Annotated in this window: 11 protein-coding genes; 5 read left to right on the forward strand and 6 right to left on the reverse strand. The window is 38.7% G+C overall.

The window, feature by feature from the left end; all coding sequences use genetic code 11:
* Positions 1-189 precede the first annotated feature (189 nt).
* Positions 190-1785: a glycosyltransferase gene (locus G3T18_RS12995; RefSeq protein WP_224410988.1), complete on the reverse strand. Its 1596-nt coding sequence runs from the start codon at positions 1783-1785 to the stop codon at positions 190-192.
* A 134-nt stretch (positions 1786-1919) separates the two neighbouring features.
* Between G3T18_RS12995 and shc the strand changes: the two genes are divergently transcribed.
* From shc to G3T18_RS13015, 4 genes are all read left to right on the forward strand, one after another.
* Positions 1920-3854, forward strand: coding sequence for a squalene--hopene cyclase (gene shc, locus G3T18_RS13000; RefSeq protein ID WP_224410989.1), 1935 nt, complete (start codon positions 1920-1922; stop codon positions 3852-3854).
* A gap of 190 nt (positions 3855-4044) precedes the next feature.
* The gene (locus G3T18_RS13005) at positions 4045-4230 is read left to right on the forward strand and encodes a DUF6888 family protein (protein ID WP_224410990.1); all 186 of its coding nucleotides are present in this window, start codon (positions 4045-4047) and stop codon (positions 4228-4230) included.
* A complete protein-coding gene (locus G3T18_RS13010) occupies positions 4217-4414 on the forward strand; it encodes a DUF6887 family protein (RefSeq protein ID WP_224410991.1) in 198 nt (65 codons plus the stop codon). The genes G3T18_RS13005 and G3T18_RS13010 overlap by 14 nt, the downstream gene beginning before the upstream one ends.
* Before the next feature lie 109 nt (positions 4415-4523).
* Positions 4524-5096, forward strand: coding sequence for a hypothetical protein (locus G3T18_RS13015; protein WP_224410992.1), 573 nt, complete (start codon positions 4524-4526; stop codon positions 5094-5096).
* A 710-nt stretch (positions 5097-5806) separates the two neighbouring features.
* Here the strand turns inward: G3T18_RS13015 and G3T18_RS13020 are convergent.
* The 5 genes from G3T18_RS13020 to G3T18_RS13040 all read right to left on the reverse strand — a co-directional run bounded on the left by G3T18_RS13020 (position 5807) and on the right by G3T18_RS13040 (position 10592).
* Positions 5807-7894, reverse strand: coding sequence for a DNA phosphorothioation-associated putative methyltransferase (locus G3T18_RS13020; protein ID WP_224410993.1), 2088 nt, complete (start codon positions 7892-7894; stop codon positions 5807-5809).
* Between the two features lie 85 nt (positions 7895-7979).
* Positions 7980-8225: an RpnC/YadD family protein gene (locus G3T18_RS13025; protein WP_224410994.1), complete on the reverse strand. Its 246-nt coding sequence runs from the start codon at positions 8223-8225 to the stop codon at positions 7980-7982.
* Positions 8226-8357: 132 nt separating this feature from the next.
* Positions 8358-9137, reverse strand: coding sequence for an Rpn family recombination-promoting nuclease/putative transposase (locus tag G3T18_RS13030; RefSeq protein ID WP_224410995.1), 780 nt, complete (start codon positions 9135-9137; stop codon positions 8358-8360).
* Between the two features lie 238 nt (positions 9138-9375).
* Positions 9376-9948, reverse strand: coding sequence for a Uma2 family endonuclease (locus G3T18_RS13035; protein ID WP_224410999.1), 573 nt, complete (start codon positions 9946-9948; stop codon positions 9376-9378).
* Positions 9949-10019: 71 nt separating this feature from the next.
* Positions 10020-10592, reverse strand: a complete 573-nt coding sequence (locus G3T18_RS13040) for a Uma2 family endonuclease (RefSeq protein WP_224410996.1) — start codon at positions 10590-10592, stop codon at positions 10020-10022.
* Between the two features lie 360 nt (positions 10593-10952).
* Here G3T18_RS13040 and G3T18_RS13045 point away from each other — a divergent pair, with 360 nt between their 5' ends.
* On the forward strand, positions 10953-11246 hold the full coding sequence (locus G3T18_RS13045) for a hypothetical protein (protein WP_224410997.1): 294 nt from the start codon (positions 10953-10955) through the stop codon (positions 11244-11246).
* Positions 11247-11348: the final 102 nt, after the last annotated feature.

Below are 11348 nucleotides of genomic sequence, written 5' to 3' on the forward strand. Positions count from 1 at the left end.
ACGTAGCATTGCTACGTCTCTACATTCATTATTTAGAGATTATAGTGTTTTCAAACGATCGTAACAATTTTTAGCTTACAGTCCACAGATAGCGAGCGAGACTGTTTACATTTCAAATAAAAATACTATATTCAGGTAAGATAAACAAATACCTAAAGATAGACAAAATTGCCTAATTTTTAGATAAATTTATTCAATCTGAGGATAAATTCTTCCTTTCCAACCACCACCGCGTCCTTGCCAATGACACCGGGCTGAGTCTATAGTCATAATAGTGTAGAGAAAGGCAATTATTGGTAAGGAAAAAGCCCAGAGAGAAGAAAGACGATAAAAGCGAATGGTAGGAAAATAAGCTATACTCATGAGTAACCAAGCTAAGAAAGCTGTAATGGTTACTAGCTCATTTTTGGTTATGATTCCCCAAATTACTCCTAAAGGTGGAACTAAATAAATTAAAGTCATTCCGAAAACTGTTCCTAGTAATAGCCAAATCGAATAATTTAACTGAGTAAATGCTGTTCGAGTTACCATTGACCAGATACTATTTAAAGATGTGTAAGCTCGCAAACTAGCAGTTTTTTCAGTTAATCCTAGCCAAATTCTACCTTGTTGGGGATTAGGGATTGGGGATTGGATATTTTGTAACGTTTGTTGCTCTTTTTCAGGTTGAAAATTAGCTAAATTATTAGGAAAAAATTGTTGATTATTTGGCAAATCATCTAAGTTTAAATCTTGAAAAAAGCCAGAATATTCTAAGTTTTCATTCGATATTAAGCTTTGTTGATTTGGTAAAAAATTTTGCTCATTTTCTTCTTGAAAATTGGTTAAATTATTAGAAAAACATTGTTGATTTTCTGTTGAAATATCTAAATTTTTATTTACAACTTGAGAAAAATTAGAATTGTCAAGCGTGTTATTAGAAATATTTGCTTCGAGATTAGCTACAGAAAAAGCATCATTTTGTAACGAGTGTTGCTCATTTTTGAGTTGCGAATTAGCTAAATTATTAGTAGCGACTTGCCGATTATTTCCAGAATTACCTAGTTTGACAGCTTTAGCTAAAGCGCAATCGTCAATTAACGCATTACGAACTACTTGAATTCCGCCGATGCGAGTTAAACTTTCTTGACGAATTAAAATACAGCCACCAGCCGCAGCCGCAGTTAATTTTTGAGGATTATTTACCCAACGAAAAGGATAAAGTTTCTTGAAGAAAAAGATAAATGCGGGAATTAATAATTTTTCCCAAAAACTCTCGCAACGCAAACGTACCATTAAAGAAACTAAATCTAAACTTTCTGATTCTGCTTGCGCAACTAAACGATGCAAATTATTCGCATCGTGGACAATATCCGCATCAGTTAGCAAGAGATATTTTGACGATGGTTGGAGATTACTAGCATATTCTATTCCTTGTTGCATTGCCCAAAGTTTACCCGTCCAACTTGGAGGTAAAGGTTTTCCAGAAATAACTTGTAATTGTTCAGTTTTGTTTAATTCTTGGGCGATATTTTTGGCAACATTAGCTGTATTGTCTGTACTACCATCATCAACGAGAATAATTTGGAAAGAACCAGGATAATTTTGTGACAATAAAGACTTGAGTGTAACTGGTAATAATTCTGCCTCATTTCGAGCCGGAATTACTGCACAAATTGGCGGAAAATCTTTGATGTCGGTAGTCGAGTCATCGAGAATTTGATCTGACAGCCAAAATTGTCCCCGGAAACCAAGCAAATAAAGCCAAATTACTAAGGAAACTAAAGTTAAAGCGAATTCGATCATTTGTGAAATTTTGCGCTACACCAAAGCAGGATATACTAGATCGAGAGAAGAGACGCTATCAGCGCGATCGCCGACTGATTTATTGCTGGTTGGTGCTATTTTAGACTGATGTGGTTGAGTGTGAACGGTATAAAATGCAAATTGATGAGCGAAAAGCGATTGCATCGGTAAAAGAAGCCATCGCGCGTCACCAAGATTATCTTCTCTCCAAGCAAAATCCGCAAGGCTATTGGTGGGCGGAATTAGAGTCAAATGCGACAATTACAGCCGAAATTGTCTTATTACATAAGATTTGGGGTACAGATAAATCTCGTCCCCTCCACAAAGTAGAAACTTATCTTCGTCAGCAACAACGCGAACATGGCGGTTGGGAGTTATACTATGGCGATGGTGGGGAAATTAGTACATCGGTGGAAGCTTACATGGCTTTGAAGTTACTTGGTGTCACCGAAACAGACCCGGCGATGGTCAAGGCGCGTGAGTTTATTCTCGCACATGGAGGAATCAGCAAAACACGCATTTTTACAAAAATGCACTTGGCGTTAATTGGTTGCTATGACTGGCGGGGTTTACCTGCGATTCCACCTTGGATTATGCTATTACCGGATTCTTTCCCGATTTATGAGATGTCGAGTTGGGCTAGGGGAAGTACCGTACCTTTACTTATTGTCTTCGATCGCCAGCCTGTTTATCAAGTCGATCCAGCAATTAATTTAGATGAGTTGTATGCTGAAGGTGTAGAAAATGTTCGCTACGAGTTACCACGCAACGATGATTGGACGGATATTTTTGTTTTCCTTGACGATGCTTTCAAATTCGCCCAAGATTATAATTTAGTTCCTTTTCGCGAAGAAGGAATTAAAGCGGCGGAAAAATGGGTGTTGGAGAGACAAGAAGCTACAGGTGACTGGGGTGGGATTATTCCCGCGATGGTTAATTCGCTGTTAGGATTAAAAGCATTAGATTACGATCGCGAAGATCCGATTATTGTTCGCGGTATGGAAGCGGTAGATCGTTTTGCAATTGAAGATGAAGATAGTTATCGAGTACAACCTTGTATTTCACCAGTGTGGGATACTGCTTTAGTAGTGCGATCGCTGGTAGATTCTGGTTTATCTCCCGATCATCCGAGTTTAATCAAAGCAGGAGAATGGTTACTATCGAAGCAAATTCTTGACTTTGGCGATTGGGCGGTGAAAAATAAACAAGGTATGCCCGGAGGTTGGGCTTTTGAGTTTGATAACCGCTTTTATCCTGATGTTGACGACTCGGCGGTAGTTGTGATGGCGTTGAATCAGATAAAATTGCCAAATGAGAAACTGAAACAAGAGGCGATCGCGCGGACTGTGGCTTGGATTGCGACAATGCAATGTTATCCTGGAGGCTGGGCTGCTTTTGACATTGATAATGATGCAGAATGGCTAAATTTGCTTCCCTACAGCGATTTGAAAGCAACTATCGACCCCAATACAGCCGATGTCACTGCTAGAGTTTTAGAAATGGTGGGAAATCTCAACCAAAATGGCGATTCTCCAATTATCTCACCGAAACAACTACAACGCGCCCTGGATTATCTCACTCAAGAACAAGAATCCGAAGGCTGTTGGTTTGGTCGTTGGGGGGTAAACTATATTTATGGTACTAGCGGTGTCCTGGTTGCGCTTTCCCTGGTTGCTGACTATACCCATCAAGATAGTATTGCTAAAGGTGCAGCTTGGTTAGTTAGCTGTCAAAATCAAGATGGTGGTTGGGGTGAAACTTGTCGCAGTTATGACGATCCTAGTTTAAAAGGAATTGGCGACAGTACCGCTTCCCAAACCGCTTGGGCTTTAATTGGTTTACTCGCGGCTGGAGAAGCAACCCGAAATTGGGCAACAGCAGCGATCGCACGAGGTGTAGAATACTTATTAGCTACACAGCAAGCTGATGGTAGTTGGAACGAAGATTATTTTACCGGAACCGGATTTCCCAGTCATTTTTACTTGAAATATCATCTCTATCAACAGCATTTTCCCTTAACCGCCTTGGGAAGATATGCCCGTAGCGTACATTTGGGGCAGCTTAGTTAATTATATCAGGTTGTGTATGTAGTGCGAGCGTCTCGCTCGCTACTGCCCCATCGCAAATCTAGCGATCGAAAATTAAAGTTTTCTTAGCCTCTTTTTCACGCGATTAGTTCCTTTTTTTAGTGATTTTTAGCTACTCTATCAACATTTTTTCTCTTTAACAACAAATCATGTCTAGAGAAATTTAAGTATAATGCCCACAGAAGCACAAATGTTGAAATGTATCGTTCTTTGCCAAGTTCTATCTAACTGCTATCGAAGCATTGAACTATTTCGCTATGATTCTGAGAGAAAAGAGATATTTCTCATCGCCGGGAAACAAGGAACAATTGAAATTACAATTTTTGCAAATGGAGAATGGAGGTATGATGTCGCCTAAACCGAACTTCAAACAAATGAGTCTTCAGCAACTAAGGTCTTATATTCTAGACCATAGAAATGACTCAGAAGCCTGGAAAGAGTTTGCTAGTCGTCCACGTCCGAATGCTATTTATTTTGATAGCGATATGTCTATATCTGAACAGAAAGCGAAGCTACAATCCCTACTCGAAAGTGAAACTTAGCCTCGTAGTCGAGTTTTGGTCATCTAGATTACATTTGTTGTCATCACGATCGCGATCGCTAATAATGATTCTGCTACTCGTACTTTCCTCATCACTCAGGTTGTAGTGTATGCAAACAACTAAACTCGGAAACTACCTAACCTTAGAAGACTTTTGTACCTGTACCCAAACTTATCAAAAATACGCCGATAAAATCGATCCTTTTCCTAAAAATAGCGAAACCATTCTCGCCTTAAAAGCCCTAAATCAATTTATAATTGACCCAATCATCGATCATTTTGGTCAAGATAAATTTCAACTTACCTATGGCTTTTGTTCCCCAGACTTACGGAAATATCTAGACAAAAAAGATCCAGAAACTAACATCAAAAATGGTATCATCGATCCCAAGCGCGATCAACACATGGCACACGAAATCAATCGCAATGGTAAATACTATTGTAACCGATTAGGCGCGGCTTGCGACTTTTTAATCATCGGAGAAACTAGCGATACTGTTGTCGAATGGATTCTCACGCAAAAATTACCGTTTGATTCCCTCTATTATTACGGTAAATCAAGACCAATTCACATTAGTTATGGTTCCCAACATAAGCGCGATCTTTGGACTTTCACGAAAACAAGACAACCCACCAAAAAAGGACTTGAATCTTGGTTGAACTTAATTAAAACCAGTTCGTAGTGAGGACTTTAGTCCGATTTAATCAAGTCTAACTACGAACTATCCCATTAAAGAGTAATTTGTTCGTAGTGAGGACTTTAGTCCGATTTAATCAAGTTTAACTAGGAACTTTTTCATTGAAAGTAATTTGTTCGTAGTGAGGACTTTAGTCCGATTTAATCAAGTTTAACTAGGAACTATCCCATTAAAGAGTAATTTGTTCGTAGTGAGGACTTTAGTCCGATTTAATCTAGTCTAACTAGGAACTTTTTCATTGAAAGTAATTTGTTCGTAGTGAGGACTTTAGTCCGATTTAATTAAGAATCGAGTCGCGCTAAAGCGCTAACTAGGAACTTTTTCATTGAAAGTAATTTGTTCGTAGTGAGGACTTTAGTCCGATTTAATTAAGAATCGAGTCGCGCTAAAGCGCTAACTACGAACTATCCCATTAAAGAGTAATTTGTTTGTAGTGAGGACTTTAGTCCGATTTAATCAAGTTTAACTAGGAACTATCCCATTGAAAGTAATTTGTTCGTAGTGAGGACTTTAGTCCGATTTAATTAAGAATCGAGTCGCGCTAAAGCGCTAACTAGGAACTATCCCATTAAAGAGTAATTTGTTCGTAGTGAGGACTTTAGTCCGATTTAATTAAGAATCGAGTCGCGCTAAAGCGCTAACTACGAACTATCCCATTAAAGAGTAATTTGTTTGTCGTGAGGACTTTAGTCTGACTACGAACTATTCTTTCTCCGTCTTCGATCTTGTCGAGTTCTTACCCTAGCACGTAATACTTTAAGTGTATACGGATCTATATCTTTCCGTCGAGAAAGTCGATAATTTTTAATAATTGTATAATTTTCGTCCAAACATTCTAACCATCCTTGTAAATTCCTCACTTTTCCTAAATCTTCTAATAAACCCCAATCTTCTTCTTGCTGTGTCAACTGCGCTAATCGTTCATAGTTAGGATAATCCGGAGTTACTAAAGCATATTTGTAATGTAAAATTGGGGGATTTTCTGGGTCATATTCCTGATAATTGACGCGCAAATTTTGTAAACTAATTTGCATTTTTGAGCGCAATCTAGGATGAATTTCTGTATTAAAATCTGGATAAACTAGATAAGAAATTTTCGGCTTGCGGAAATGAAATTGAATGACGTTCGCATCTTCTAAACGTCCAATTGTGCGACTCGCACAGCCCTCGTAGAGCCGCAAAAGCGGATCGAGTCTTTCTAAAGCGCTAACATGAATTAACAGAGAATTCCGTAGTTTCTTACCAACAGGACTATTGATGCACAGATCGGCAATATTATCAAGATCGCCCAAACTAAAAAGCATCATATCCGCTAACAAACAAGCACGTTTGTAATTACCGAATAAAGCTTTAAAATCTTCTTTTACTTCAGGATTGAGACTTCTGGGTTTCGGACGTTTAGTGAAACTAGCAAGGGCTAAATATAGTTTAAGGTCTTGGCGACGTTTTTCGGCAATTTCTGACCATTCGGCTTCGTCAGTTACTTGTAAAATTACGTCAAAAGCACGACGAAATGAGCGAAACTCGGCTTTAATTTCTGCTTCCTCAGCTAACTCTCCCTTCACGGGAAGTCGTCCGCGTTTGGTAACAAAATTCATCAACGGAGTCAGTAATTCCTGATAATCTGCAAAAGATTTATTAGGAGTTTTAATTCTGGGAGTTGTTGCGCGGGAATGAAAGCGAGAAGCACGAAAAGCTTCAGCTTGATTTTCATCGCGAAAGATAAAATAAATCCCCAAACCAGCAGGAATTGCATCGACATTCAAAACTTGGTCGATATAAATTTTTAACTCTTCTTGTTCGTAATATTTTTGGAAAGTGTTGCGACTGGTAATAACACCATCACCATAAGCTACCACTCCGCGCTGGCGATCGTCAATGAGAACTTGTGCCGCGACAATTAAGAGTTTTTTGGTTAAATTCCAAGCAGAAATTAAAGCTTCGCGACGTTCGGCGGGGTCTTCAATTACATTAATAACATAGCCAATATTAACTATATCTGCCTCAGTGCGCGGTGCATCAGGACGATAATAAGGGTCCCAACCTGAACTAATGTTACCTTTTTCTGCAATGCGTTGAATATCGCCACCATGACCGCAACCATAGTCAAAGAAAGTAGAATCAGGTGGAAACAGATCTGCTTCTAATGCTAATCTTACCGGACGAGAAAGTTGAGTGCGCGCGATCGCCGCTTTATGCCTTTCGATAATAATCTTACCTGGTGCAGCATCAATAGCACAAACCAAACGATGTCCGCACAATTCTAACCTGTAGCGGTACAAACGTTGCTGCCATTCTTCACGAGTCCCAATAAAACGCGAGTCATCCAATAAACCCAGAGCAACTTCTTGACGAGTAAGTTCCGCAAACTCCGCATACAAAGGATATTCTGGAGTTACAAAAGTTTCCTTGCGATGGAGAATTGGCGGATTTTCTGAGGTACGATAATCGCGATAACCTACCTCTAAAGTTTGTAAATTTACTTGGATACTCGCTTGTAAAGCTGGATGAGGGTCAGTATCAAAATCCGGGTAAAATAAATAACTAATTTTCAGTTTATCGGTACTAAATTTAACTAAATTAGCTTCTTCTCTTGCATCAGCAACATTTCTCGCACGAATTTCATAAGCTTGCAATTCTGGATGAAGAGCAGAAATAGCTGAAGTGTGGACATAGAGAGCAGCAGGGAGAAGTTTACCAATTTTACTAGCTTGGCACAACGCGGCGAGATCCTCTAAGTTAAGAGCATCATCAGAGTTTACTGAAGTAGCTGTTGAAGTCATCGCCAGACTCCCAGTGCAATTTTGCCTTATAGGATAGCACGTTGTTCGGTAGGAGGGAAAGTAGCGATCGCGCCTATCTTCTCTGTCACCGATTTTCCGTTGCGACTTGACGCACCTTTTCTACATCTAACTCTAAAGCTTGAGCAATTTCTTCTATACTCAACCCGAAAGCTAATAACCGAGGTACGCATTCTAACTTACCTTCTACTCGACCTTCTGCTTTACCTTCTACTCGACCTTCTGCTTTACCTTCTGCTTTACCTTCTGCTTTACCTTCCTCTCGCGCTTCTTGGTAAATTCTAGTTTGTTTAAGATCGCTATATTCAAACATTTTTTAACTCCTATCAGCTTAATTGTGGTAACTTTTACAGCAAAAATATCTTTATTAATCAGCTATTTTTTTTCTCTCGCTTAAATGAATAAGGTGCTTTAGTAAGCACCCTAAAAAAATCGATAAAAATAGCTAATTTTGGTTATTTCCCGTTGCTGCTTGACGCACCTTTTCTACATCTAACTCTAAAGCTTGAGCAATTTGTTCTATACTCAACCCTAAAGCTAATAACCGAGGTACAGATTCTAACTTACCTTCCTCTCGCGCTTCTTGGTAAACTCTAGTTTGTTTGAGATCGCTAAAGCCAAACATTGTTTCTAACTCCTGAGGGCTTAATTGTGGTAACTTATAAACCAAAATCGTCTCTATTAATTCTACAACTTTTTGCTTGAGAGCTTCATCAGTTAGCTCTTGTCTAGCTTTTGCAAGTAGTTGCGGCACTTCACTGGTAGCAGTTTCCTCAGACTCGATAACTAACTGTACCATACCCCATCCAAGTGAAGGATTAGCTGGCGGCTCTAACTCATTCAAATACACTTTAATCAAAGGAGGATTTTGCGCTAACCAGCGATACTGTCTTGGTACGTCAGCATCAATATTTCGCGACGGAAAAATCGCTACTGCACGCCAATCATTTGTCGGTTGATATTGAGCTAAATAGACAAATATTTCCGCAAACAAACGCCAATAAAAATCTGTTTTCGGTTGAAATTGTACCTCTAGAAAGTAAATTATTTGATTAGGAGACTCAGTGTTTGGTAAAAAGACTCCATCAAAACGTCGAGCAAGTTCTTTGATTTCTCGCGAGGAGAATTGATAATCGTCAGCTTTGTCTGGTGACTCACCGATGAGTTCAAATAATAAGCTGGGAAAGGTTTGAAAAAGTTGATAAAAAATAGAATCAGTTTTCACGCTTAGTTTATCTTTATTGATAAATTAATAATAACATTTAGCTGATAACTTTAAATTTATGCTGATTTTTTTTATAGGTTCTCCATTGAAACCGAAATCGGATTTTATTGTCAGTTAAAATTTCTAATATACCAGGAGCGGATTTAACTGCATAGTCGCAGAAACCGACATCATGAATATAGGCGAGGTCTTCTTTGTACCACTTTTCCATCTTGCTACTTTAGCTCAAAAAATTAGTTTACCAAATTGGTGCTAAATTGAGGACAAAACCAGGTAAAACATCTTCTCCTGATAAACTGGTTGGTGATTCTAAAATCTCCACATTTTCTCCGGGTCGATAAATTTCTACTTGGCGACTTTGGCGATTAATTAACCAACCTAAACGAGTACCATTTTCTTGGTATTCAATCATTTTTTCTTGTAAGCTTTTTAAGGTATCTGTTGGCGAACGTAATTCGATGACAAAATCCGGACATAAAGGGACAAATTTCTGTTGTTGTTCGGGTGTTAAACTTTGCCAACGTTGGTTGGATATCCAAGCTGCATCTGGGGAACGATCTGCATTATTTGGTAGTTTAAATCCTCCCGATGAATCAAAGGCAATTCCAGTTCCGTTTCGATCTGACCAGTTAAAAAGTTGCTGTGTTAATCTACCATTCCGATTTCCAGTTTCTCCCCCAGTAGGTGACATAATAATTAAATCTCCCTTTGCATTGCGTTCAAATCTGAGATCGCGGTTATTAAGACATAGCTGATAAAATTGTTCGTCGGTAAGTTCTACTGATTGGAAGTTGATAGTTAAGTTAGTCATATCTTGATTAATTTCGTCAACTAAATTGAATATATTTTCGGTAAAAATCTGCCTGAAAATGCTTGACATTTTCACCAAATTGGTTCTAAATTGAGGACAAAACCGGGTAAAACATCTTCTCCTGATAAACTGGTTGGTGATTCTAAAATCTCCACATTTTCTCCGGGTCGATAAATTTCTACTTGGCGACTTTGGCGATTAATTAACCAACCTAAACGAGTACCATTTTCTTGGTATTCAATCATTTTTTCTTGTAAGCTTTTTAAGGTATCTGTTGGCGAACGTAATTCGATGACAAAATCCGGACATAAAGGGACAAATTTCTGTTGTTGTTCGGGTGTTAAACTTTGCCAACGTTGGTTGGATATCCAAGCTGCATCTGGGGAACGATCTGCATTATTTGGTAGTTTAAATCCAGTGGAAGAATCAAAAGCAATTCCGAAATTATTTTGGCGACTCCAAGCTTGAAGTTGATAGGCTATTTCGAGGTTACGATTTCCGGTTTCTCCCCCAGTAGGTGACATAATAATCAAATCTCCAGTGGTATTACGTTCAAATTTGAGATCGCGGTTGTTGAGACATAGCTGATAAAATTGTTCGTCGGTAAGTTCTACTGATTGGAAGTTAATTGTTAAGTTGTTCATATCTTTTTCAACTTAGAGAATAAATTGAACAGAGGTTAATAGTTTAAACGATCGCAGAGGTGGAGCGATTTTTGCTTCCAAAAACGATAATTTATTTTCTATTCTAGCTAAATTTAGATGCGAGTATATGCAGCGATCGCGCCAGTCTCAAGGCTACTAATTTAAGCGGCGTTGTCGCGAGAGTCAGAGAAGCGGGGATTAGACTCAGCCTAACGCTATTTACGGCTACGATCGTGCAGTGAGGGAAGCTAAATGGTATATTAAAGAAATCTAACTATCTAAAAGTAAGAGGCTGTTTGACCTGAATTTGCCTATTGGTAGATGCTAATTTGGTCGTTTAACTACAAACTGTAGATATCAATGACTTTTGAGAAAAATGGTAAAATGGTAGACGAAACTAACAATAATTATCAGCCAAATCCTGAACTTGGGAATACTACTGCTGCGGAAGAAGATAATTCTGTCGCTCATGCAGATTCGCCTAATGTTAATACGCCTAGCGTACAAAAAAATATCAAAAATTTTCAACGAATTTATCTCATTCTCGTGGTTACTGGTTTGCTCGTTGGTGTATTTGTGGCTTGGGGAGTTGTTAGTGCTTTAAATCGCTTTGGTTTAACTGATTCACAGCCTCAAATCGAACAAACTCGCTAAAATAACTCGAAGTTAACCGGATCTCGATCGGATTTGAGCTAAGATGATATAATAAGTTTCCTCTACTGATGTAACTGGGGCGAAGATGCCGAATGGCGAATT

Source organism: Oscillatoria salina IIICB1, assembly GCF_020144665.1.
GTDB lineage: Bacteria > Cyanobacteriota > Cyanobacteriia > Cyanobacteriales > SIO1D9 > IIICB1.

Excerpts from the sequence above, each read along its gene's own strand:
- G3T18_RS12995 (WP_224410988.1), bottom strand. The coding sequence starts at position 1,785 with ATGATCGAATTCGCTTTAACTTTAGTTTCCTTAGTAATTTGGCTTTAT.
- shc (WP_224410989.1), top strand. The coding sequence starts at position 1,920 with ATGCAAATTGATGAGCGAAAAGCGATTGCATCGGTAAAAGAAGCCATC.
- G3T18_RS13005 (WP_224410990.1), top strand. The coding sequence starts at position 4,045 with ATGCCCACAGAAGCACAAATGTTGAAATGTATCGTTCTTTGCCAAGTT.
- G3T18_RS13010 (WP_224410991.1), top strand. The coding sequence starts at position 4,217 with ATGATGTCGCCTAAACCGAACTTCAAACAAATGAGTCTTCAGCAACTA.
- G3T18_RS13015 (WP_224410992.1), top strand. The coding sequence starts at position 4,524 with ATGCAAACAACTAAACTCGGAAACTACCTAACCTTAGAAGACTTTTGT.
- G3T18_RS13020 (WP_224410993.1), bottom strand. The coding sequence starts at position 7,894 with ATGACTTCAACAGCTACTTCAGTAAACTCTGATGATGCTCTTAACTTA.
- G3T18_RS13025 (WP_224410994.1), bottom strand. The coding sequence starts at position 8,225 with ATGTTTGAATATAGCGATCTTAAACAAACTAGAATTTACCAAGAAGCG.
- G3T18_RS13035 (WP_224410999.1), bottom strand. The coding sequence starts at position 9,948 with ATGACTAACTTAACTATCAACTTCCAATCAGTAGAACTTACCGACGAA.
- G3T18_RS13040 (WP_224410996.1), bottom strand. The coding sequence starts at position 10,592 with ATGAACAACTTAACAATTAACTTCCAATCAGTAGAACTTACCGACGAA.
- G3T18_RS13045 (WP_224410997.1), top strand. The coding sequence starts at position 10,953 with ATGACTTTTGAGAAAAATGGTAAAATGGTAGACGAAACTAACAATAAT.